A 23,109-nucleotide genomic window follows, 5' to 3' on the forward strand; every position below is an offset into this window, starting at 1 on the left:
TTCATTCTGCGCCGGCAGCACAGGAAGCAAGCCAGGCGATGTCGTCGGGCTGCGGCCCGTCGCCACCCGCGGCGCGAACGCGGGGCAATCCCGAGCGGCGCGAGACGCCGGTGCAACTCGCTGCATCGTCGCCCGAGGCGGCGAGCAGCCGTCCGTTGCAAAGGAACAGCTTTTCATCCGACGCAGCCCAGCCGACCTTTTCCGCGCCATCGGGCGCCCGGCCGGCACAATAAGTATCGGTCTCCGACCCCGGATCGCCGCAAATCTTTTCGATATGCGCGACATTCGCCTTCGCCGTACCGACAAATCGATGCTCGTAATAGGCGTTGGTCGCGAAGTCGCGCTGGACCCCGCACACCCGGCTGCCGCGCTGGACGAGCATGCGGTACGTACAAATCACGGACCCCTGATAGGGTTCGCAGCTCCTCCACATCCCCTCGAAGGGCACGGGTGCGAACGCCGGCGCAGGCGACGCGGACGCAACCGCGGCAATCGAGAGGATGGCGATCATTGCGAGGCGCATAACGATATTCTCCTTCACCCGGGGACGGTTCGCAACTTGAGGGGTTCGCGTCAACTTTGCGGTGCGATCGATCACAGTGCCCGGCTACCCGCGCGGAGGATGAGACAATTTGCCCCACAGCTGCGAATCGTTCGCACTGGCCTTTGGGCCCTTTCGGCGTTATTGGCCCGCGTGTTAATAGCCGCCGAGGGGAGCGGCCGAAGAGCCTGGACTGGCACCTGACTGCGGGGCTGAGACGTGAACTATAACGATATTTTTGCACGCGCGATCGACCGGCTGCACGAAGAAGGACGCTACCGCGTCTTTATCGACATTCTTCGCAACAAGGGCGCTTTCCCCAATGCGCGTTGCTTTGCCGGCCACAACGGGCCGAAGCCGATCACCGTCTGGTGCTCGAACGACTACCTCGCGATGGGCCAGCATCCCAAGGTCATCGCCGCGATGGAAGAGGCGCTGCACGACGTCGGCGCCGGTTCGGGCGGAACGCGCAACATCGGCGGCAATACCCATTATCATATCGACCTCGAACATGAGCTCGCCGACCTGCACGGCAAGGAAGGCGCATTGCTCTTCACTTCGGGTTATATCTCGAACGAGGCGACGCTCGGCACGCTCGGCAAGCTGCTGCCGAACTGCATCATCTATTCGGACGAACTCAATCACGCGTCGATGATCGCGGGCATCCGCAACTCGGGCTGCGAAAAGCGCGTGTGGCGCCACAACGACCTCGCGCATCTCGAGGAACTGCTCGCCGCCGACGATCCCGACGCGGCCAAGCTGATCGCATTCGAAAGCGTCTATTCGATGGACGGCGACGTCGCCCCGATCCACGCGATCTGCGATCTCGCCGAAAAGTATAACGCGCTCACCTATTGCGACGAAGTCCATGCCGTCGGCATGTACGGCCCGCGCGGCGGCGGCATCACCGACCGCGACGACGCCGCGAGCCGCGTGACGATCATCGAAGGCACGCTCGGCAAGGCGTTCGGCGTGATGGGCGGCTATATCGCCGCCGACAGGAATATCATCGACGTGATCCGCAGCTATGCGCCGGGTTTCATCTTCACGACCAGCCTGTCGCCGGTGCTCGTCGCGGGCGTCCTTGCGAGCGTGCGGCATCTCAAATCGTCGAGCGTCGAGCGCGACGCGCAGCAGGAAGCCGCGGCTTACCTCAAGCAAAGCTTCCGCGATGCTGGCCTGCCGGTGATGGATTCGACGACGCACATCGTCCCCTTGATGGTCGGCGACCCGGTGCGCGCGAAGAAGATCAGCGATATCCTGCTCGCCGAATATGGCGTCTATGTACAGCCGATCAACTTCCCGACCGTGCCGCGCGGCACCGAACGCCTGCGCTTCACGCCGGGGCCGGCACATGACGAGGCGATGATGCGTGAGTTGACCGAAGCACTGGTCGAAATCTGGGATCGTCTGGAGCTGCGCAAGGCCGCGTGATACGCATCCTGGCCTTTTTCATGGCGCTTAGCCTTGGCCTTTCGCTTGCGACTCAAAGTGACGCAAAGGATCGGAACCGGGTCTATTCGGTGATTTTCGCCGTCGATGTCGATGCGCAAGGACAGATTACCGGCTTCAACGTCGAGAAAGTAGTCGATCCGAAATCCGGCTCGACGGCCGCCGTAAAGGTGCCCGTGCCGGACGTTTACATAGAAGCCGCTCGCAAGAAAGCAGCAGCAAACGCCAAAGCGGGTGAGGCAAAACGTTACTTCACCTATTATTTTTTTGATCCGCGCTTCCCCGAATCCGCTGACGTCTTCCCCGGCCGATAAGGGCGCTCAAACCATGCAAAGCGACTTGATGGGCCAGCCGGGTTTCGACGATGTCGTCGTCGGACGCCGCAGCATCCGCGGCTTCCTCGACAAACCCGTGCCCAAGGCACTGATTGCGGAGATCCTCGAGGTCGCGATGCGTGCGCCCTCGTCGTTCAACAACCAGTGCTGGAATTTCTCGGTCGTCACCGGCGACGCGCTCGCGGCGATCCGGCGGGGCAACACCGACGGCATCCTTGCGGGCAAACCCGACAGCCGCGAATTTCGCCGCTTCGACGGCATCGCCGACGACCACCGCGCGCGCCAGATCGAGATTGCCAAACAGCTCTTCGGCGCGATGGGTATCGCGCGCGACGACAAGGACGCGCGGCAGGACTGGGTGCTCCGCGGTTTCCGCCAGTTCGATGCGCCCGTCAGCATCGTCGTGACCTATGACCGCGTGCTGCTTGGCAGCGATATCGCCCCCTTCGACTGCGGCGCCGTCACCAACGCGCTCGTCAATGCCGCCTGGTCGCGCGGGCTCGGCTGCGTGATCAACAGCCAAGGCATCATGCAAAGCCCCGTCGTGCGCGAACATGCGCGCATCCCCGACGATCAGGTGATCATGATCTGCGTCGCGATGGGCTGGCCCGACGCCGATTTCCCGGCAAACGCCGTCGTGTCGAACCGCAAGAGCGTCGACGACGCGGTGCGCTTCGTCGGCTTCGACGACTAGGACGTCCTTCGACAAGACCGGCGGGACCGGATAGGATGATGGCCGAACATCCTCCCCGACTCCGAAAGATTGTCATGCCAGCACAGCGTTATAGCTACACCGCGATCACGCTTCACTGGCTCATCGCGCTGCTGCTGGCCTTCCAGATCGCGCTCGGCTGGGCCCTCGAAGGGAATAACAGCCCTGAACTGTTCGCGCGCTATCAGCTCCACAAATCGGTCGGCATCGCGATCCTGTTGCTCAGCCTCGCGCGGCTGGCGACCCGCCTGTTCACGGCGCGTCCGCCCGCGTCCGACGGCCCGGCTTGGACGCGCGCGCTCGCCGCCACCGTCCATGCGCTCTTCTATCTCGTGATGATCCTCGGCCCGATCACCGGCTGGCTGCTCGTGTCGACCGCCAAGGTACAGGTGCCGACGCTGCTGTTCGGGATCATCCCCTGGCCCCATCTCCCCGTCGGCCGCATCTGGCATGAACCGGCGGAGGCGATCCACGGCGCGATGGCGTGGCTCGCCATCGGCCTGTTCCTGCTGCATATCGCGGGCGCACTTCGGCATCAGTGGCTGCTCGGCAAACCCGAGCTTCAGCGGATGATCCCTTTCGCAAGGGGCAAGGCGGTGGGCGTCGCGATCGGCGCGGTCGCGCTCGTCGCCGGAGCGATGGTCGCCGGGCAAATCGTCCATGCCGACAAGCCGCACGCCGCCGCCGAAATCGCCACCGCGCCCCTCGTCGCTGCCCCTACGGCCGCGCCCGCCGGCGAAACCGTGCAGGAAAAACCCGAAGAAGCCGACAAGATCGAAACCGAAGCCGAAAAGGCGGCCCAGCCGCTCGCCGACTGGACCGTCGCGTCGGGCGGACGGCTCGGCTTCACCGCGCGCTGGAATGGTGAGGCGATCGACGGCCGCTTCAGCCGCTGGCGCGCCGCCATTCGCTTCAGCCCCGACGACCTGCCCAAATCGACCATTCGCGTGACCGTCGATCTCGCCTCGGCCGACACCGGCGACGGACAGCGCGACGATTCGCTGAAGAGCAGCGACTTCTTCGACACCGGCGCGCATCCGTCGGCCGTCTTTGCCGCCAACGATGTCCGCCACCTTGGCGGCGAACGCTATGAGGCGCGCGGCACGCTCGATCTGCGCGGGGTAAAAAAGCCCGCGACGCTGCGCTTTACGCTGCGCATCGACGGCGACCGCGCACGCGTTGCCGGGACCGCGCGGATCGACCGCACCGCCTTTGGCGTCGGTCAGGGCGAATGGGCCGCGACCGACGCAATCGCCGCCGGCGTCAATATCGACTTTTCGTTCAACGCGACGCGCCCGGCATCCTGACCGTCAGCCTGCCGGACGCATCATTCCCCAGAAATGCGGGCCGCCGGGCACGTCCCATTCGACCTCGGTGACAAAGCCCAGCCGCTGATAAAGCGGCACATTTTCCGGCGTCGCGGTCTCCAGCCAGCAGGGCAGCCCGTCACGATCCGCGACGCCCGTTTGCGCACGGATGATCCGACCGCCATGCCCCTTCCCCTGATGCCCGGGACGCACGCCGACATAATGGAGATACCAGAAGCGCCCCTTCGGGCGATGCGCGTCGATGCTGCCCTGCACCTTCAGCCCGCGTGGCAGGGTGGCCCCGAAGGTCGCGACGAGCGGGACGACGGTACGCAGGAACTCGAACATACCGCTATGCGCCTGCCCCGGTGCCCGCCACAGCGCTGCCGCTTCGTCGCCCGACGCGCGCAGCGCCACACCCGCGCGCACGTCGGCAGGAACCAGCGTCCGGAACAGGCTACGCAGCGCCCGCGCGCGATGATCGGGATCGGGCAGTATCCACGACAGCGCCGGATCGGTTTGAAACGCCTGTGCCAGCGTTTCGGCGACCGCCTCCAACTCGCCCGGCTGTGCCGGCAGGATCGTTTCGGTCATCGCGCCTCCTCCGCGAAAAGAGCAAAGGCCATGACGCTTGGCAAGAGCTAGCGCGGATTCCTGTCGATCCGGAGCGACCAGGCATAGCCGCGATAGAGCCGCGTCACCGAAAGCCGCCCACCCATATCGTTCGCCACTTCGCGCGCGGCGTCGACCAGCAGGGCGCGCGGCGACACATGGAAACGCGCCAGCCAGCCAAGCAATGCCGCGCGAAACCAGCCGGGCATGTCCTCCTGTTGCCCGAAATCGACGATATGGAGCGATCCATAGGCCGACAGATGACGCGCGGCTTCGCGGATCGCCTCCTGCCATTCGGGGATCATCGAGAGCGTATAACTCTGGAAGATGCGGTCGAACCGGTCGACGCGAAACAGGCTGTGCGGATCGAATCCCGTCGCATCGCCCTGCGCGACGCTCACGCGCCGCCCCAGCCCCGCACGGGCAATCGCCGCGCGCGCGGTCTTCAGCATTTCCTCCGAAATGTCGATGCCGTGAAAATGGGCCCCCGGCCAGCAACGCGCCGCCGCGATCAGATTGCGCCCGGTGCCGCAACCGATTTCGAGCACATGCCCGCCCGCCGGCGGCATCAGTTCGTCGATCAACCGGTCGCGCCCGAGCAGATAATATTTGCGCGTCAGGTCATAGATATGACGCTGGCCGCGATAAACGCCGTCCATAAGCGCGGCATGCCCCTCCCCCGCCATCATGCTCAGCCCTTCAATATATAGAGATGGACCCCGCCATAAATCGCCGAACGGTCGCGCCGCGTGTAGGCGAGCGATTCATCGGCGCGATAATCCCATCGCCGCAGCAGGTCGTCCGGAAGCCGCCCGGGGAGCAAGGTCGGTTCGGCCGCGGTGCGGAAAAGGACGCGGGCGCCGGGACGCGCGGTGCGCGTGACCTCGCTCCAAAGCGCGGTCAATTGCGCATCGCTCATCCAGTCCTGCGCGTCGAGGAAGATATAGCGATCGAAGCTCGCGGCATCGGCGGCGGCGAGCATGTCGGTCATGTTCGCGTGGAGCATCGTCACCCGCCCGGCGCGCGCGCGGATGGCCTCATAATTTTCTGCCTGCAGATAGGGCGGCAGCGACGCCGCCCGGCCTTTGCCGTAGCCGCGCCCGAACGCCTGCCAGGCAAAATAATTGTCATCGAGCGGGAAGTCGCACGCGAGTTTTTCGAGCCGTGCGCGCAGCACGTCGGCCATCGGCTTGCCGCCAGCGAGCGCGTCATATTGCGCTGGCGGAATGCCCAGCCCGAACAGCGACGATCGCTGGTCCGTAATCCAGCGGATGAATTTGCGGTCGAAGAAAGGCGCGAATTTCTGCTCGAAAATCGCGCGCTGCTCCTCGATCGTCCTCGCTTCGAGGAACTGGCGCGGATCGATGCGGTGCATCCGCGCGACGAGGTGCGCGAGCCCGATGAAATTGCCGAGCAGCCCGCGCTTGTAGAGGCCGTGCGCAAACCCGTTGATCCGCCGGCGCCCCGCCAGGTCGCGCCCCTCCCAATAGCGGCGGGTCACCTCGTCGAGATAAGGACGGACGAAGATGCGATAGTCGGCGATATTCGCGTCATTGTCGGCATCGGCGAAAAAGCGGCGAAGGCTCGTGTGGTCGGGCAGCCGCTGGATCGCCACACGTTTCAGATTGTTGAGCGCGACATGCGCGGTGTTGAGGTCGACCGCGACGATCTCCGCCGGATCGGCCGTCAGATAGGAAAAGACGTTACAGCCGCCGCTGGCGATCGTCGCGATCCGGTTGCCCGGCTCGATCGCCAGCGCTTCCATGTCGACCACCGGGTCTTCCCATATCTGGGCATAGACCAAGCCTTTGAATGCCAGCGCGAAGGCGCGGTCGAGCAGGCGTTGTTTCTGTTCGCCGTCTTCGCGGACGACGGCGGCGGCGATCTTGCGGTTGGGTTGGCTGGCCATGCGAATGGGTATCCCGGACAAGGTTGATCCGGGCCCGCCCATGACAGGCTTTCATGCGATTCCCGTGCCGGTTCGATGACAATTCGGCGACGACGTCGAAAAATACGCGCCGCCGGACCGCTCCTAGTCGCGGCAGTAGCCTTCGCCTTCCTTGACGATCAGGCATTCCTTCTTGCCCGCGAGATATTTGAGGCCGGTTTCGTCGCCGCTGCCGCGGCGCAGGCTCAGCTCTTCGCTCCCGCGCTTGAACTTGATGCCATGTTCGCTGTCTTCGCCGTCATAGATCCCCTTCGTGTCGAGGTCGGACTGCATCTCGAGCTTGTATTTGCCGGGCTCGGCGGTCGTGATCGTGGCATACATGCCCTCGACACCCGTCCATTTACCCGCCCAGCTCGCAAAGCGGTGCGGCGCGGTCGCGGGATCGGTCGCCTCGGCGCCCTCGGTGGGCACGGTTTCGACCGGAACCTCGGTCGTAGTGGCATCGGTCGGTGCAGGCGCGGGCGCCTCGGCCTTTTCGCAGCCGGCCAACAGCACCAGCGCGGCGGCGCTCGCCAATATTGCACTCTTCTGCATCTTGTTTCTCCTTCCCCGTCCAAACGCGCGGGCGCGGATAAGTTTCCACCGGCTTATTCGGTGATGATTTCCGCAAATTTCAGCGGGTCGACATTTCCGCCCGACAGCGTGACGAGCGTCGCGTCGGTGAGCGACACCTTGCCCGCGAGCACTGCCGCGAGTGCCGCCGCCCCGCCGGGTTCGACGACGAGGTGCAGTTTCTCGAACACCAGCCGTATCGCATTGCGCACTTCGTTCCGCGTCACGGCGACGCCTTTGACACCCCGCGTCTGCAACACCGCAAAGTTGATCGGCCATGTCTCAGGCGTCTGCAGCGCGTCGCACTCGGTCGGGTAAGCCATATCCTTGACCGACAGGATGTTGCCCGCGGCAAGGCTGCGCGTCACATCGTCCCAGCCCTCGGGCTCGACCGCGACGATCTCGGCGTCGGGCAGCGCAAGCGCGAGCCCTGCCGACAGGCCGCCGCCACCGCAGCAGGCGGCGACCTTGTCGGGTTCTCCGATCCCGCGCGCGATCATCTGCGCTTTCGCTTCGATCCCCGTGCTGCCCTGCCCTTCGATGATCCACGGATCGCCATAGGCATGGACGAGCGTGCCGCCGCGTTCGTCCAGCAACTTCGCCGCGACGGCATCGCGCGATTCCGTGACGCGATCGTACAGTACGACCTCGGCGCCCAGCTGGCGCGTCGCGGCGAGCTTCATCGCCGGCGCGTTGCCCGGCATCACGATCGTCGCCTTGATCCCGAGACGCTTCGCCGCCCATGCGACCCCTTGGGCATGATTGCCGCTCGACACGCCCACGACCCCCGCCGCCGCCTGTTCGGGCGTCAGATCGGTCAAGCGGTGCCAGGCGCCGCGGATCTTGAATGCGCCGACAGGCTGCAGGCATTCGGCCTTGCACCAGATCGTCTTGCCCTCGACGTCGAGCGGCAACAGCGGCGTTTGTGGCAGCAATGCAGCGACTTTCGCTGCGGCGCGTTCGACACCCGCCAGCGTCGGCGCACGGTTCGGGTTCAGCAAGGGATCGGGGCTTTGTTCTGTCATGGCTTCGTCCTATAGGGCGCGGCATACAACACAAGCCGCAGCATAGCGGGCAGGAGATTTTTCATGAGCAAGGTTCTGGTGATCGGCGCGGGCGGCGTCGGATCGGTTGCGGTGCACAAGATGGCGATGAACCCCGACATCTTTCCCGACATCACGCTGGCAAGCCGCCGCAAGTTCAAATGCGACGCGATCGCCGAATCGGTGAAGGAACGCACCGGCGTGACGATCAACACTGCCGAGGTCGACGCCGACCATATCGACGCGACCGCGGCGCTGATCCGCTCGATCGGCGCGACTCATGTCGTGAACCTCGCTTTGCCCTATCAGGACCTCACGATCATGGAGGCGTGCCTGTCGACCGGCGCGCATTATATGGACACCGCGAACTATGAGCCGCGCGACGAGGCGAAGTTCGAATATCATTGGCAGTGGGCGTATCAGGACCGCTTCAAGGATGCCGGCCTGATGGCGCTGCTCGGTTCGGGCTTCGACCCCGGCGTGACGAGCGTCTTCACGACCTGGCTCAAGAAGCATCATTTCGACCGCATCGACACGCTCGACATTCTCGACTGCAACGGCGGCGATCACGGCCAGCATTTCGCGACCAACTTTAACCCCGAGATCAACATCCGCGAAGTCACCGCCGTCGCGCGCCACTGGGAAAATGGCGACTGGGTCGAAACCCCGCCAATGTCGGTGAAGCAGAAGTTCGACTTCGAAGCCGTCGGAGAAAAGACGATGTACCTCATGTATCATGAGGAAATCGAAAGCCTGAAGACGCACCTGCCCGAGATCAAGCGCATCCGTTTCTGGATGACCTTCGGCGAGGCCTATATCACCCACCTCACCGTCCTCCAGAATGTCGGCATGACGCGCATCGATCCGGTGATCTACGAAGGCCGCGAGATCATCCCGCTGCAGTTCCTGAAGGCCGTGCTACCCGAACCGTCGAGCCTCGGCGAGACCACGAAGGGCAAGACCAACATCGGCGTCATCGCGACCGGCCTTGGCAAGGACGGCAAGGAAAAGACGCTCTACCTTTACAATATCTGCGATCACGAAGAGGCGTTTGCCGAAACGGGCAACCAGGCGGTGAGCTATACCACCGGCGTTCCCGCGATGATCGGCGCGGCGATGATGGTGACCGGCACATGGAGCGGCGACGGCGTGTTCAACATGGAACAGATGGATCCCGATCCCTTCATGGAGATGCTGAACAAGCATGGCCTGCCCTGGCAGGTGAAGGAATTGGGCGCGCCGCTCGATTTCTGAGTCCATTCCCTTTTTCGTCATTCCCGCGAAAGCGGGAACCCAGTAGCGACGGTGAAACTGGGTTCCCGCTTTCGCGGGAATGACGAAGGGTAGTTTGAGATCATGAAGCTCCACATTGCCGCGCTTGCCTTGCTCGTGGCCTTTTCAACCCCCGCAGCAGCCCAAACCGACGACGCCTACGCCCCCGCACGCGCGATCGTCGCCGACATCGGCAAGATCGTGACGCCAAACGGCGTGCAGGAAACGTTCGAGGTCACGCTCGGCGGCGCGCGGCAGGTCGTGAACGTCCGCGGCTCCGACCGCGACAATCCGATCCTGATATTCGTCCACGGCGGCCCCGGCGCGGTCGAAATGCCCTTTGCCTGGGCCTTCCAGCGGCCGTGGGAGGACGTCTTCACCGTCGTCCAGTACGACCAGCGCGGCGCGGGGCGCAGCTATCCGCTGAACGATCCCGCGACGCTCGCCCCAACGATGACCCCCGAACGCTACCGCGACGACGCGATCGAACTGATCGAATTGCTCGGGAAGCGCTATGGCAAGCGCAAGGTCGTGCTGATGGGGCACAGCTGGGGCTCGATCGTCGGCCTGTCGGTCGCGGTGAAGCGCCCCGACCTCCTCTATGCCTATGTCGGCGTCGGTCAGGGAATCGATTTCCGCGAAGGTGAAAAGGCAGGGATGGCGTGGACGCGCGCCAAGGCGCTGGCGGCGGGCAACAGCGAGGCCGTTGCCGCGATCGACGCGCTCGCGCCCTATCCGTCGGGCGACTTCACCATCGCCAAGGCTGACGGCTGGCGCAAATATGCGATCCCCTATGGCTCGCTCATCTATAACAAGCCCGACCTCAAATATTATTTCCAGACGCCGCGCCTATCCCCGGAGTACACGGAGGCCGACCGGCAGGCGTGGGGCAAGGGCAGCGAACTTTCGGTGACGACGCTCTGGCCGCGCCTCGCCGACGTCAGCTTCACAAAGGTGAAGAAGATGGACGTGCCGCTCGTCTTCCTGCTCGGACGGCACGACTATACTGTCCCTTCGCCTGTGGCGGCCCAGTGGTTCGGACAGGTCAAGGCACCCTCGAAGAAGCTCGTCTGGCTCGAACATTCGGCGCATATGCCGATGGTCGAGGAGCCGGGGCATTTCTTCTCCGCGCTGCTCCGCGACGTACTACCGCTGACGAAAGACTAGGATAAACCCTGACATGACCGCCTATCTCGCGCCGATCGGGCTGCTGTTCGTCTCGAACATCTTCATGACCTTTGCCTGGTACGGACAGCTTGGCGCGGTATCGCGGCCGGTCTGGCTGGCGGTGCTGATCGCGTGGGGCATCGCCTTCTTCGAATATTGCCTCGTCATCCCCGCGAACCGCATCGGCTATGGCGTTTACAGCGCCGCCGAACTCAAGACCTTGCAAGAAGTCATAACCCTGATCATATTCGCCGGGTTCGCGGTCTTCTGGCTCGGTGAGAAGCTGACCCTGAACCATCTCGTCGGCTTCGGTCTGATTGCGGCGGGGGCGTTCTTCATTTTCAAGGGACCGATTGCGGTCTGACAGGATTTTACAGCGACATGGAAACCCGTGCCGGCGATCCCGGAGCCTTTGCCCGCTTCGACCTGACCCGCGTCCCCTCTCCCGCCTTCGTCGTCGATGCCGCCAAGGTACGCGCCAACCTGTCGGTGCTGCGCCATATCGGCGACGCATCGGGCGCGCGCGTGCTCGCGGCGCTCAAGGCCTTTTCGATGTGGTCGCTGGGGCCGGTGGTCGCGGAATATCTCGACGGCGTCTGCGCCTCGGGCCTCTATGAAGCCCGGCTCGGCCGCGGCGAATATGGCGGCGAGGTCGCGACCTATTGCGCCGGCTACAAGGAAGCCGACCTGCCCGAAATCGCGGCGCTGTCCGATCACCTGATCTTCAACTCGCCCGGCCAGATCACGCGCTTCCGCCCGCTGCTCGACGAACTGCGCGCAAAGGGCGAAAGCTTCGACATCGGGCTGCGCATCAACCCGATGCACAGCGAGGGCGAGGTTCCGAAATACGACCCCGCCGCGCCGTGCAGCCGCCTCGGCTTCCCGATCAGCCAGCTCTTGCCCGAACATATGGAGGGCGTCGACGGCATCCATATGCACAGCCTGTGCGAACAGGATTTCCCGCCGCTCCAACGCACCTGGAATGCGGTGCAACCGATGCTGCGCCCCTTCTTCGGCCAGCTCAAATGGATCAATTTCGGCGGCGGCCATCATGTGACGCGCGCCGACTATCAGGTCGACGACCTGATCGCCTTCCTGAAACAGGTCCGCGCCGCGACCGACTGCGACGTAATGATCGAACCCGGCGAGGCGATCGCACTCGACGCCGGCATCCTCGTCGGCGAAGTCCTCGACCTGTTCGACAATGGCATGCCGATCGGCATCACCGACATTTCGGCAACGTGCCACATGCCCGACGTGATCGAGGCGCCCTACCGGCCCGCGATGCTGGGCGAAGGCAGCGAAGGCATGCCGACGCGCCTCGGCGGCCCCTCGTGTCTCGCGGGCGATGTGATCGGCGATTATCGCCTGCCCGGCGGCGCCCGCATCGGCCAGCGCTTCGCCTTCCTCGACCAGGCGCATTATTCGATGGTGAAGACGAACACCTTCAACGGCGTTCCGCTGCCGTCGATCTGGCTGTGGGACAGCGAAACCGACGAACTCAAGCTGGTCCGCGAATTCGGCTATGAGGATTTCAAGACGCGGCTGGGGTGATGCGCGATGCCGGACCCGCTGGACATGACCGGACTTTGGACCGGCCAATATCGCTATCCCGAACCGTGGGTTCCTCCGACGGGATTTGTCGCGACGATCAATGACAACGCAGGTTCGTTGTCGGGCACGACGACAGAAGCCTCCGAGTTGATCGACGGTGACGAACGCGCCGACATCCGCGGCACGCGAAACGGCGCTGCGGTGAGCTTTCACAAATATTATGACGGCGACGGGGCCTATGGCCACTCGGTGACCTACGATGGCGTGCTGAGCAGCGACGGGCAGCAAGTCGACGGCCGCTGGGCAATCGACGACTATTCGGGCACCTTCGTCATGTACCGCAATCTGGAGTCGTTCGAGAATGAACAACTCGAAGAGTCCGAAAAGGTCGGCGTAACCATCCAGGCATCGCCTGGCTGACGCTCGGTCAGAAATGCGACCCGTTGAAGATCAGCGCAACGGCTCGGCCACGCGCGTCGGTTGCGGCGAGCGCGTTCCAGACATCCTCGCATTCGAACCCGCACGATATCGTGCGCTCCTCGTGGCGCGCGGTGATCTTGTAGCGTCCCGCGGCGGCCTGACGGCAACCGTTCGCGGCACGCCCCTTGGCAAAGGTGGCATTGCGGGCGCTCGCATTACCCTTGGTCGGGATTGCCTTCATTGCCGCGCGTGCACTGTCGACCGTCGTGCAGCTATACACCGCGCCCATCGTCGACGGGTCGTAATTCAACACGCCGCCGGGAATGAACTCCGACAGCCAGCGCTCGTAATCGGTTCGCGGATGCCTGTCGTTGCCGGTTTCATCGACGATCCCGATGACGCGCGTGCCACTCGCATTGACGCCGCGATAGACCAGATGCGTCTCGCTGCCCCCCGCAAGCGGCAACGTCCGCCGCGCGATCACCTGCTGGATCGTGATCGTCGATTTGGCGTCCGCGCTGCTTTGCGAACAGCCCGTCGCGGCGAGCCCCCTGAAGAACAGGGCCGTGTCGATCGTGTGGTTCCGCGGCGCCGGCTGAACGCCGTAATAGCTGCCCAGCATCTCGCGCGCGGCGGCTTCGCCGGGGCAGACGACGGTCGAGAAATCGTTCGGGATATCGGTTTTTGCGGGCAGCGGCTCGCTCGATCCCTGCGCCGCCAACATCATCGCAAAAGCTGCAAGAAGCATCGATGTTCCCTTTTTCGTTTCAACGACAGGAACTTATCGTCCGGATCGCTGCGAGGTCAATCGGCAGGCGGCACCAATTCCGCCAGCGCCTGATGGATATCGCTGACGACGACAGATCCTTCACCGACCGACGAGGCGACGCGCTTGACCGATCCCTTGCGGACGTCGCCGATGGCATAGATGCGCGGCCAGCTCGTTTCGAACCGGCTCGGCATGCGGTCGAGCGACCAGCCCGCTTTGACGAGTTCGAGCGGTGCGATGTCGGCGCCGGTCTTCACGAAACCGCGCTCGTCGCACACCATTTCGCGCGGCAGCCAACCGGTGTTCGGGCTGGCGCCGAGGAACAGGAACAGGAAGCTGCAATCGCAATGGCTTTCGGCACCGGTTTCGCGGCAGCGATAGGTCAGCCCCGCCAGATGATCCTCGCCGTGCAACGCGACGACGTCGGTCGACGGGACGATCTCGATGTTCGGATGTTCTTCCAGCCGCTTGACCAGATATTCGGACATGGTGTCACGCAGACTCGACCGGCGGAAGATGACATAGACCTTCTTCGCGACACTCGCGAGATAGATCGCCCCCTGTCCCGCCGAATTGCCCGCGCCGACGATCGTCACCTCGGCATTGCCGCAAAGCTGCGCCTCCATCGGGGTCGCGCCATAATAGATGCCGCGCCCTTCATAGGATTCGATGCCCTCGATCGGCAGGCGCTGATATTGCGCGCCGCTCGCGACCACCACCGCGCGGCTGCGCAGTTTGCGGCCGTCGACAAGATGCAGACAATAGGCTTCGCCATCGCGGCCGATCGACGCGGCGCGTACCGGCGACACCAGTCGCGCCCCGAATTTCTGCGCCTGCACCGTCGCGCGCCGCGCAAGCTCGTTCCCCGAAATGCCAGTCGGAAAGCCGAGATAATTTTCGATCTTCGACGATGTCCCGGCCTGCCCGCCCGGCGCGAGCGCGTCGAGCGCGATCACCGTCAGCCCTTCCGACGCCGCATAGACCGCCGCCGCCAGCCCGCCGGGGCCGCTGCCGACGACCAGCACGTCGGCGGTCGCGCCATCGGGGAGCAGATCGAGCCCGAGCCCCGCCGCAAGCTGTTCGGGCGTCGGCTGGACCAGCACTTCGGCGGCGCCGAGGATCGCGACCGGAAGTTGGTCCTCGCTCAGCCCGCGTTCGGCGAGCAGATGCGCAGCGACCGGGCCGTCGGCGGGATCGAACCAGCGATGCGCGACACCATGCTTCATCAACAGGTCGCGCATCGCATAGACGCTGCGATCCATCGCCGCGCCGATGATGATCGTGACCGCAAAGCCGCGATGCTTGCTGAACTCGCGCCGCGCCGACAGCACGCGGATGAAGATATCCGAAAAATGGCTGTTGCCCGCGATCAGCCGCTGGAAATCGGCGTGCGCGATGCGCAATATCTCGCCGTCCGCGCCCATTTCGACCCGCGACAGGTGCCGCTGGCCGGTCAGCACCGACAGGTCGCCCGCAAACTGTCCATGCTCCATCCAGCCGACGCGCTTGCACCCTTCGTCGGTCGACGCGTAAATATCGGTGTGGCCCGACAACGTGACGATGCAGTCGGGCGCCATCGCCCCTTCCTCGACGATCAGATCGCCCGCCTTGTGCGATTCGACCGCGCCGAACGCCCGAAGTTCGCCCAGTTCCGCGTCGGAAAAAGTGTGATTAACCTCGGCGCGGGAAACCATGACGGGAGAGTCCTTTCGGCTATGCTTGTCGATGACCCCTAGCGCGGCCGCTGTCCCTTGTCTCGCATTTGCGCGGCTTGGCGCACATCGGCCCCGGTTCGGCCCCACTGTTACCACCACGTTACAAAATTGCGCGATAGGGTCTTTACAGGGGGGACCCCCCTGCATATATCGCCCTCCGCTGCCCCAGGGGGACTTCCAATAACCGCAAGGCAGCCTTGGATGTTTAACGTTATTTTTGGGGGTCCCTTGAGTTGCACCAGCATCATAGCGCCCACGGGCTGATTCAGGCACTTTCGCCGATCGAACCTGTTACGCTTGTCCGCCCGCACGCCGCGCGGCGCGCAGCGCGTTTCTTCATCGAGCGTTTTCCCGGCACGACCATGTATGCGGTCAAGGCGAATCCGTCGCCCGACCTCCTGCGCGTGCTGTGGGATTCCGGCGTCACCCATTATGACGTGGCCTCGATCGCCGAGGTGCGTCTGGTCGCCCGCACGCTCCCCGAAGCGACGCTCTGCTTCATGCATCCCGTGAAGGCCGAGGAAGCGATTTCCGAAGCCTATTGGAAGCATGGCGTGCGCACCTTCTCGCTCGATACGATGGACGAGCTCGAGAAGATCGTCCGTGCGACCGAGGGCGCGCAGGATCTGAACCTGCTCGTGCGCCTGCGTGTTTCGTCCGACCATTCGAAGCTCAGCCTCGCCGCCAAGTTCGGCGCCGAAGCCGACGAAGTCGTCGAGCTGCTGATGGCGACCCGCCAGGCCGCCGACGCGCTCGGCATCTGCTTCCATGTCGGCAGCCAGGCGATGACGCCGCACGCCTATGCGCAGGCGATGGAACGCGTCCGCGCCGCAATCGTCGCGGCGTCGGTCACGGTCGATATCATCGATGTCGGCGGGGGTTTCCCCTCGTCCTATCCCGGCATGGAGCCCCCCCCGCTCGACGCCTATTTCGAGACGATCCACCGCAGCTTCGAAAGCCTGCCGATCAGCTATTCGGCCGAACTCTGGTGCGAACCGGGCCGCGCGCTGTCGGCCGAGTATAGCTCGCTGATCGTCCGCGTCGAAAAGCGCCGCGGCGAGGAACTGTACATCAACGACGGCGCCTATGGCGCGCTATTCGACGCCGCGCATGTCGGCTGGCGCTTCCCCGTCTCGCTGCAACGCGAGCCCAAGAGCGATGCCGAAATGGTGCCGTTCAGCTTCTATGGTCCGACCTGCGACGATCTCGACCATATGGCAGGCCCCTTCTTCCTGCCCGCCGACATCAAGGCCGGCGATTTCATCGAGATCGGCATGCTCGGAGCCTATGGCTGCGCGATGCGGACCAAGTTCAACGGCTTCGGCGCCGACGAAACCCACGTCGTCAGCGACGAGCCGATGGCCAGCCTCTACACCGGCGAAGTCGAACAGGAGCGCCGCAGCGCGACGGTGACCAAGCTGTTCTGAACCGGACAGCATAAAGGAAATGAAAAGGGCTGGCGCGGTGACGCGACCAGCCCTTTTTCGTGCGCCATCGAAAAAGAAGCCCGCCGGCAGAACCGGCGGGCCTGAAAAGAACAGGATGGCCTTGCGGACCATCCTGCCCTTGGGTCGCACCCGATGAATGCGTCATCCGGAGCGGCGTTTCGCTACCCATCCGGGTAGCAAGGCGAATATTTTGCACTTTTTCCCACCCGATATTGGTGTATCGCCGGTCCACTGACGGTCCGAATGCGCCGCTTGCCGGGGATGTGCGTGTCGATTGATGTTCCGATCCATGGTCCGGGTCATAACGAACCCGCCGAATGGGAAACGCTCAACGCGCTGATCGGGCTCATCTACGATTCGGTCCTCGAACCCGAACGATGGAACGAAACGCTCGCGCGCATAACCGCCGCGCTATGCCCGCTCAGCTGGGAAGCAGCGTTCATCCTGTGGGAAAGCAGCAGCCCGCCGCGCGCGCGCTTTGTCGCGGCGACCGGCCTCGCCGCAGGGGTGCAGGAAATCTACACCGCGGTCTACGCCGGCAACCATCCCTGGTCGCGCAAGCTGATGCGCTATGGCAACGGCAGCGTCGTCGACAGCTTCGATGTCATCACGCGCGAAGAATTTGCTGAATCGCCCTTTTTCCAGAACTTCCTCGCGCCATGGGGGATCGACCGGCTCGTCGGCGTCCTGCTCGACCGGCGCGGCGGCGAACGGCTCGGGCTGTTGCTGCCCGGCCCCGGCGACCGCGACGTCGAACGGCTCAAGCGCGGGCTACGCATTCTGGCTCCGCACATCCAGCGCGCGATGCGGATCAGCGACCGTGTCGCCAGCCTCGAGCTCGCCGCCGGCGCCGCCCGCGCCGCGGCCGATTTCGCACCTTTCGCGATCTTCAGCCTCGACGACCAGCTCCGGATCCTCGCCGCGAACAGCCGCGCGGCGCAATATGAAAAGGCGGGGTTCATCCGCCTCGCGCAGGACCGTTTCGCCTTCGCGCATCCCGCGACGCAGAAGAAACTGCTCGACCTTGTCAGGAACCCGGCGCCGACCGGGCTGGCATTTCAGGCCATCGGCACCTCGGGGAGCGAATGCCCGGTGCTGATCGCGCGCATATCGCCGCAATCGGCGCAGCATATCGGCGGGTTCACCGCTGGCGCATCGCTGATCGTCACGCTGGGAAGCTCGCCAGGCGAAACCCCCGTGGTCGAGATCGACCGCGTCGCGCAATGGTTCGGCCTCACCCCGGCCGAAGCGCGGCTCGCCGTCGCGCTCGCCGGCGGGCAGACGCTGCAGGACTACGCCGCGCTCCGCGCCGTCAGCCTCAATGCCGTGCGCTTCCTCCTCAAGGGCACCTTCCGCAAGACCGGCGCGGCAAGTCAGGCGCAACTCGTGGCCATGATCGCCCGCCTGCCCGCCCCCGGGGACAATTGACGCCGCAACGCGCCGTCTTTCCCGTGCGCCCTCCTTATGCTAGCCCGCCTCCGGGCGGCACCGAATATGCGCGATCGCGCGCGCCCTAGCGAATGCCGAGCCTATGCAGCCCTTCCATCATCTCCTCGCGAACAATCTGGTCGCCAACATCACCAATTTCACGGTGTGGTTCGCGCTGACCTTCTGGACCTTCCTCGAAACGAAATCGGTGTTCGCTACGGGGATGATCGCGGGCATCTACCTCGTGCTCACCGCCGGGCTCGGCATCTGGTTCGGCAGCCTCGTCGATCATCATCGCAAACGGCGCATGATGATCGCGTCCAGCCTCGTCTCGCTCGCGGTCTATGCCGTCGCGCTCGGTGCCTACGCGCTTGTGCCCGATATCCGCGCGGCGCGTGTTGCCAGCCCCGGCCTGTGGTTTTTCATCCTGCTGACGATGCTCGGCGTCATCGCAGGCAATATCCGCATGATCGCCCTTCCCACGCTCGTCACCTTGCTCGTGCCCGAGGACCGGCGCGACAAGGCGAACGGCCTCGTCGGCATGGTCAGCGGCATCGGTTTCCTGACGACCTCGGCGATCAGCGGCTTTCTCGTCGCATGGGGCGGCATGGTCGCGACACTGGGGTTCGCCATCCTCTTCTCCGCGCTCGCTGCCGTCGACCTGCTGTTCGTGCCGGTCGACGAACCGCGCGCGGCCGAGGAGCATGACGCGCCGCGGCGCATCGATCTCGCCGGGACCTTCCGCCTCGTCCTCGCCATCCCCGGGCTGTTCGCGCTGATCCTCTTTGCCGCGTTCAACAACCTGCTCGGCGGCGTTTTCATGGCGTTGATGGACGCCTATGGCCTTTCGTTGATGAAGGTCGAGGCGTGGGGCCTGCTGTGGGCCGTCACGTCGAGCGCCTTCATCCTCAGCGGCGCGTTGATCGCGCGCACCGGCCTTGGCGTAAACCCCGTCCGCACGCTGCTGTTCGTCAATCTGGTCACCTGGGCGGTCGCGGCGGTCTTCACCGTCCAGTCGTCGATCCTGTTGCTCGCGGTCGGCTGTTTCATCTGGATGTTCCTCGGCCCCTATGCCGAGGCGGCCGAACAGACGACCTTGCAAAAGGTCGTTCCTTTTGAACGGCAGGGCCGCGTCTTCGGTTTTGCGCAGTCGGTCGAACAGGCGGCGTCGCCGCTGACGGCCTTCCTCATCGCGCCGCTGACGCAGTTCGTCTTCGTGCCCTTCATGACCGACGGTGCGGGCGCCGACGCGATCGGCGACTGGTACGGGCGCGGCCCCGAACGCGGCATGGCGCTGGTTTTCACGATCGCGGGCCTGCTCGGCATGCTGCTGACGGTCGCGGCGCTCTGCTCGCGATCCTATCGCCGTATCTCGGCCGCCTATGCCGCCGGGACCGGCGACGATGCGCGCGACCTGACAGAACAGCCAGTCTGACGACGAACCCCCTTCCGTTTTACTTTGCAATCATTCTATCGTGCGGGCGCAACTGTGAGAGGATGCGCATCAAATGCTGTCAGGAATACGGATCGTCGACCTCACTACGGTCATCTTCGGCCCCTATGCGACGCAGATGCTCGCCGACCTCGGCGCCGAAGTGATCAAGGTCGAAACGCCAGGCACGGGCGACATCTCGCGCTATCTCGGCACCGGCGTCCCCGACCCGACGATGGGGTCGATCCATCTCACCGTGAACCGTGGCAAGCGATCGATCGCGCTCGACCTCAAGAAGCCGGAGGATGCGGCGATCCTTCGCGACCTGATCGCCGGCGCCGACGTCTTTTTCCACAATGTCCGCGGCAAGGCGATTGCCCGCCTCGGCTTCGACTATGAAGGCTGCAAGGCACTCAAGCCCGACATCATCTACGTCCACGGCACCGGCTTCGGGCAGGACGGCCCTTATGCCGACCTCCAGGCCTATGACGACGTCATCCAGGCCGCGACGGGCACCACCAGCCTGCTGCCGCGCGTCGACGGTGACCCGCGCCCGCGCTATTTCCCTTCGCTCATCGCCGACAAGATCGCCGGCCAGTTCGGCGCGCAGGCGATTCTGGCAGCGCTCGTCCACAAGCTGCGCACCGGCGAGGGTCAAGAGGTCGAAGTACCGATGTTCGAATGCTTCGCGTCCTTCATGCTGACCGAACATTTGCGCGACGCAGCGCTTGACCCGCCGATCGGCCCCGCGGGCTATCCGCGCCAGCTCGATCCGACGCGCCAGCCTTTCCCGACCAGCGACGGCTATCTCGCCATCGTGCCCTACACGCCCGAATCGACCGCGCGGCTGATGGCGCTGCTCGGCAGCGCCGACCTGCTCGACACGCCCGAATATGAAGCGGCAAAGGCCAAGGGGCAGCACATGCAGATCATCTATTCGGAAATCGCGCGCAAGACGCCGGCAAGGACTTCGGCCGAATGGCTCGACCTCTTCGCCGCCAACGATATCCCCGCGATGGCGGCGCGCGATCTTCAGGATATCAAGGACGATCCGCATTTCGTCGCGACCGGCTTCTTCCGCCATCGCACCCATCCCGATGTCGGCAATTTCCACGAGATGCAGCCGCCGGTGAAATATGGCGCGATGCCACCCCACGACCTCGGCTTCGCGCCGCGCGTCGACGGCGACGGCGCGGCGATTCGCTCCGAATTGGGGCGCTGAACTTGACCGGTTGCAAAGCCTGCAAAGCGTCTTAGCATCGCGCCACATAAAGAAGGGGGGAGCCAATGCCAGAAAATCTGCTCGCACCCGGCGCGGTGCTCGCGCTGTGGACGCTCATCATGCTCGGCTGGGTCGCCGCGACGCGGTTTCCGGCCCTCGCCAAGTCGGGTATCGATCTGAAGGCAGCGCCCCCGGGTGGCCGCGGAGCCGACCTTGAAAACATCCTGCCGCCGCAGGTGAACTGGAAATCGCACAATTATACGCACCTGCTGGAACAGCCGACGCTCTTCTATGCGGTGATCATCTTCCTGCACCTGTCAGGCGGCAGCACCGACGTGACGCGCGGCCTTGCGTGGGCCTATGTCGTTTTGCGCATCATCCACAGCCTGTGGCAGGCGCGCGTGAATCGTGTACCCGTGCGCTTCATGATCTTCGGGCTGTCGACTTTCTGCCTGCTCGCATTGTCGTTGCTGGCGGTGATCGCCACACTGGGTTGAAGGGGGAAAGACGATGGATACGAACGCGATATTGGGGCCGGTTGCGACGCTGGCGCTTTGGTCGATGATCATGTGGGTGTGGATGTACGCGACGCGCATCCCGGCGATGCAACGCGCGAAGATCGACGCCGCCAAGATGGTCGGCGGCACCGGCAAGGGCCTCGACGATGTATTGCCGCCCGAAGTGCAGTGGAAAGCGCACAACTACAACCATCTGATGGAACAGCCGACCGTCTTTTACGCGGTCGCTATCGCCCTCGCGATCGGCGGCATGGGCGGCGGGCTCAACGCCCAGCTCGCGTGGGCCTATGTGGCCTTGCGCATCCTGCACAGCCTGATCCAGGCGACAGTCAACCGCGTGATGTGGCGCTTCGGTATCTTCGCGCTCGCCAGCCTCGCGCTGCTCGCGCTCTGCATCCACGCCTTCATGGGCTTTGTGCTGCACTGACAAGCCTTTCCTCTCCCGCAAGCGGGAGGGAAGTTCAACGCGAAAAGCGGCTGGCCAGTTCCACATGGGTCGACCAGCGGAACTGGCCGACGGGCTGGACCCAATCGAGGCGGTAGCCGCCTTCGATCAACAGCTTCGCGTCGCGCGCGAAGCTGGCCGGATTGCAGCTGACATAGGCGATGACGGGCGTACTCGACGCCGCGAGCTGCTTCACCTGCTCCTCGGCGCCCGCGCGCGGCGGATCGAGAATGACCGCGCCGAAGCGGTTGATCTCTGCGGGCACCAGCGGCCGGCGGAACAGGTCGCGATGCTCGCCCGCCACCAGCGCGCGCTGGCGGTTCGCCGCCGCCGTCAACGCAGCGATCGCATCGCGCGCGCCTTCGGCGGCATAAACCTTGCGCCCCGCCTGCACCGACAGCGCAAAGGTGCCGACGCCCGCGAACAGGTCGGCGACCGCGCCCGCATCGCCGATCGCGCGGCGCACCGCATCGACCAACGCCGCCTGCCCCGTCGCCGTCGGCTGGAGGAAAGCGAAGGGCGGCACTTCGACAAGCACATCGCCGAACCGCATCGTCGGCGGTTCAGGTTGCCACAGGATTTCGAGGCCATCGCCCTGGTCGATCGCAAAGCGCGCGAGGCTGTTCGCGCCGGCGAAGTCCTGCAGCGCCATCGCGGCGTCGAGCCCCTCGGCCTTGACGCCCTCGAGGATCAGTTCGACGCCCTGGTCGAGCACCTGCATCTTGACCTTCACCGGGCGCCGCGGCTGCGCGATCATCGCCAGCAAGGCGCGCACCGGTTCGATCAGCGCGAACAGTTCGGGCAGCAACAGCGGGCATATCCGCATGTCGACGATCTGGTTGCTCTGCGCCGCGTTGAACCCGATCGCGACCTGTTTGCCCGTGCGGAGTGCGCTCAGTGCGGCGCGGCGGCGGCTGTGCGGCGGCGACAAAAGCGCGGGCAGGATGGTGTCGCATGCGACCTCCTGCCCCGCCAGTCCGCCCGCCACACGGTCGCGTACGAAATCGGCCAGCGCCGGCTCGGCGACATGCTGGAGCTGGCAGCCGCCGCATTTGCCGAAGTGGCGGCACGGCGGATCGGCACGGTTCGGTCCCGGGATGATGATGCCGTCGTCGCGCACGCGGTCGCCCGGCACGGCGCCCGCCACATGGCGGCCGTCGCCCGTCACGCCATCGCCGCGCGCGGCGATGCGCTCGATCAGCGCAGCTTCAGTCATT

The 23,109-nt window shown here is 64.7% G+C and carries 24 protein-coding genes; 15 read left to right on the forward strand and 9 right to left on the reverse strand.

Annotation, left to right across the window (positions count from 1 at the left end):
* Position 1: 1 nt before the first annotated feature.
* A complete protein-coding gene (locus tag VGU00_RS17040) occupies positions 2 to 523 on the reverse strand; it encodes a hypothetical protein (protein WP_327470655.1) in 522 nt (173 codons plus the stop codon).
* Positions 524 to 760: 237 nt separating this feature from the next.
* Here VGU00_RS17040 and hemA point away from each other — a divergent pair, with 237 nt between their 5' ends.
* The 4 genes from hemA to VGU00_RS17060 all read left to right on the forward strand — a co-directional run bounded on the left by hemA (position 761) and on the right by VGU00_RS17060 (position 4,347).
* Positions 761 to 1,975, forward strand: coding sequence for a 5-aminolevulinate synthase (hemA, locus tag VGU00_RS17045; protein WP_327470657.1), 1,215 nt, complete (start codon positions 761 to 763; stop codon positions 1,973 to 1,975).
* Complete coding sequence (locus tag VGU00_RS17050) at positions 1,972 to 2,307, forward strand: hypothetical protein (RefSeq protein WP_327470659.1); 336 nt, start codon at positions 1,972 to 1,974, stop codon at positions 2,305 to 2,307. Before hemA ends, VGU00_RS17050 begins: the two co-directional genes overlap by 4 nt.
* 13 nt (positions 2,308 to 2,320) lie before the next feature.
* Entirely contained in the window at positions 2,321 to 3,022 is a 702-nt protein-coding gene (locus VGU00_RS17055; RefSeq protein WP_327470661.1) for a nitroreductase, read from the forward strand.
* 74 nt (positions 3,023 to 3,096) lie between these two features.
* Positions 3,097 to 4,347 (forward strand): YceI family protein, encoded by a 1,251-nt coding sequence (locus VGU00_RS17060; protein ID WP_327470663.1) that lies wholly within the window; start codon positions 3,097 to 3,099, stop codon positions 4,345 to 4,347.
* A gap of 3 nt (positions 4,348 to 4,350) precedes the next feature.
* Here VGU00_RS17060 and VGU00_RS17065 read toward each other — a convergent pair whose 3' ends face one another.
* From VGU00_RS17065 to VGU00_RS17085, 5 genes are all read right to left on the reverse strand, one after another.
* Positions 4,351 to 4,941, reverse strand: coding sequence for a GNAT family N-acetyltransferase (locus VGU00_RS17065; protein ID WP_327470665.1), 591 nt, complete (start codon positions 4,939 to 4,941; stop codon positions 4,351 to 4,353).
* A gap of 47 nt (positions 4,942 to 4,988) precedes the next feature.
* Complete coding sequence (locus VGU00_RS17070) at positions 4,989 to 5,648, reverse strand: class I SAM-dependent methyltransferase (RefSeq protein WP_327470667.1); 660 nt, start codon at positions 5,646 to 5,648, stop codon at positions 4,989 to 4,991.
* 2 nt (positions 5,649 to 5,650) lie between these two features.
* Positions 5,651 to 6,868 (reverse strand): DUF3419 family protein, encoded by a 1,218-nt coding sequence (locus tag VGU00_RS17075; protein WP_327470669.1) that lies wholly within the window; start codon positions 6,866 to 6,868, stop codon positions 5,651 to 5,653.
* A gap of 123 nt (positions 6,869 to 6,991) precedes the next feature.
* Positions 6,992 to 7,441 (reverse strand): hypothetical protein, encoded by a 450-nt coding sequence (locus VGU00_RS17080; protein WP_327470671.1) that lies wholly within the window; start codon positions 7,439 to 7,441, stop codon positions 6,992 to 6,994.
* Between the two features lie 53 nt (positions 7,442 to 7,494).
* Positions 7,495 to 8,484 carry a threonine ammonia-lyase gene (locus VGU00_RS17085; protein WP_327470673.1) on the reverse strand — a complete coding sequence of 330 codons (990 nt, stop codon included), beginning with the start codon at positions 8,482 to 8,484 and terminating at the stop codon, positions 7,495 to 7,497.
* A 63-nt stretch (positions 8,485 to 8,547) separates the two neighbouring features.
* Between VGU00_RS17085 and VGU00_RS17090 the strand changes: the two genes are divergently transcribed.
* The 5 genes from VGU00_RS17090 (at position 8,548) to VGU00_RS17110 (ending at position 12,915) form a co-directional block, all read left to right on the forward strand.
* A complete protein-coding gene (locus tag VGU00_RS17090; protein ID WP_327470675.1) occupies positions 8,548 to 9,756 on the forward strand; it encodes a saccharopine dehydrogenase family protein in 1,209 nt (402 codons plus the stop codon).
* A 102-nt stretch (positions 9,757 to 9,858) separates the two neighbouring features.
* Positions 9,859 to 10,941, forward strand: a complete 1,083-nt coding sequence (locus VGU00_RS17095; protein ID WP_327470677.1) for an alpha/beta hydrolase — start codon at positions 9,859 to 9,861, stop codon at positions 10,939 to 10,941.
* Between the two features lie 13 nt (positions 10,942 to 10,954).
* Positions 10,955 to 11,305 (forward strand): DMT family protein, encoded by a 351-nt coding sequence (locus tag VGU00_RS17100; RefSeq protein ID WP_192645682.1) that lies wholly within the window; start codon positions 10,955 to 10,957, stop codon positions 11,303 to 11,305.
* Positions 11,306 to 11,322: 17 nt separating this feature from the next.
* A complete protein-coding gene (locus VGU00_RS17105) occupies positions 11,323 to 12,495 on the forward strand; it encodes a carboxynorspermidine decarboxylase (RefSeq protein WP_327470681.1) in 1,173 nt (390 codons plus the stop codon).
* A gap of 6 nt (positions 12,496 to 12,501) precedes the next feature.
* Positions 12,502 to 12,915, forward strand: a complete 414-nt coding sequence (locus VGU00_RS17110) for a hypothetical protein (protein ID WP_327470684.1) — start codon at positions 12,502 to 12,504, stop codon at positions 12,913 to 12,915.
* Positions 12,916 to 12,922: 7 nt separating this feature from the next.
* Here the strand turns inward: VGU00_RS17110 and VGU00_RS17115 are convergent, their stop codons facing one another.
* Both VGU00_RS17115 and VGU00_RS17120 read right to left on the reverse strand, forming a co-directional pair.
* Positions 12,923 to 13,663 carry a hypothetical protein gene (locus VGU00_RS17115; RefSeq protein WP_327470686.1) on the reverse strand — a complete coding sequence of 247 codons (741 nt, stop codon included), beginning with the start codon at positions 13,661 to 13,663 and terminating at the stop codon, positions 12,923 to 12,925.
* Between the two features lie 56 nt (positions 13,664 to 13,719).
* Positions 13,720 to 15,378 carry an FAD-dependent oxidoreductase gene (locus tag VGU00_RS17120; protein ID WP_327470689.1) on the reverse strand — a complete coding sequence of 553 codons (1,659 nt, stop codon included), beginning with the start codon at positions 15,376 to 15,378 and terminating at the stop codon, positions 13,720 to 13,722.
* A gap of 254 nt (positions 15,379 to 15,632) precedes the next feature.
* Here VGU00_RS17120 and VGU00_RS17125 point away from each other — a divergent pair, with 254 nt between their 5' ends.
* The 6 genes from VGU00_RS17125 (at position 15,633) to VGU00_RS17150 (ending at position 21,874) form a co-directional block, all read left to right on the forward strand.
* The gene (locus VGU00_RS17125) at positions 15,633 to 16,826 is read left to right on the forward strand and encodes a type III PLP-dependent enzyme (protein ID WP_327470691.1); all 1,194 of its coding nucleotides are present in this window, start codon (positions 15,633 to 15,635) and stop codon (positions 16,824 to 16,826) included.
* Positions 16,827 to 17,114: 288 nt separating this feature from the next.
* Positions 17,115 to 18,275: a hypothetical protein gene (locus VGU00_RS17130; protein ID WP_327470693.1), complete on the forward strand. Its 1,161-nt coding sequence runs from the start codon at positions 17,115 to 17,117 to the stop codon at positions 18,273 to 18,275.
* Positions 18,276 to 18,378: 103 nt separating this feature from the next.
* Positions 18,379 to 19,710 (forward strand): MFS transporter, encoded by a 1,332-nt coding sequence (locus VGU00_RS17135; protein ID WP_327470695.1) that lies wholly within the window; start codon positions 18,379 to 18,381, stop codon positions 19,708 to 19,710.
* Positions 19,711 to 19,783: 73 nt separating this feature from the next.
* Positions 19,784 to 20,929 (forward strand): CoA transferase, encoded by a 1,146-nt coding sequence (locus tag VGU00_RS17140; protein WP_327470696.1) that lies wholly within the window; start codon positions 19,784 to 19,786, stop codon positions 20,927 to 20,929.
* A gap of 65 nt (positions 20,930 to 20,994) precedes the next feature.
* Positions 20,995 to 21,426: an MAPEG family protein gene (locus tag VGU00_RS17145; RefSeq protein WP_327470698.1), complete on the forward strand. Its 432-nt coding sequence runs from the start codon at positions 20,995 to 20,997 to the stop codon at positions 21,424 to 21,426.
* Between the two features lie 13 nt (positions 21,427 to 21,439).
* On the forward strand, positions 21,440 to 21,874 hold the full coding sequence (locus VGU00_RS17150) for an MAPEG family protein (protein WP_327470700.1): 435 nt from the start codon (positions 21,440 to 21,442) through the stop codon (positions 21,872 to 21,874).
* 34 nt (positions 21,875 to 21,908) lie between these two features.
* On the opposite strand, the gene VGU00_RS17155 is transcribed toward VGU00_RS17150, so the two are convergent.
* Positions 21,909 to 23,108, reverse strand: coding sequence for a class I SAM-dependent RNA methyltransferase (locus tag VGU00_RS17155; RefSeq protein WP_327470702.1), 1,200 nt, complete (start codon positions 23,106 to 23,108; stop codon positions 21,909 to 21,911).
* Position 23,109 lies beyond the last annotated feature (1 nt).

It is taken from the genome of Sphingopyxis sp., from assembly GCF_035944815.1.
Taxonomy (GTDB): domain Bacteria; phylum Pseudomonadota; class Alphaproteobacteria; order Sphingomonadales; family Sphingomonadaceae; genus Sphingopyxis.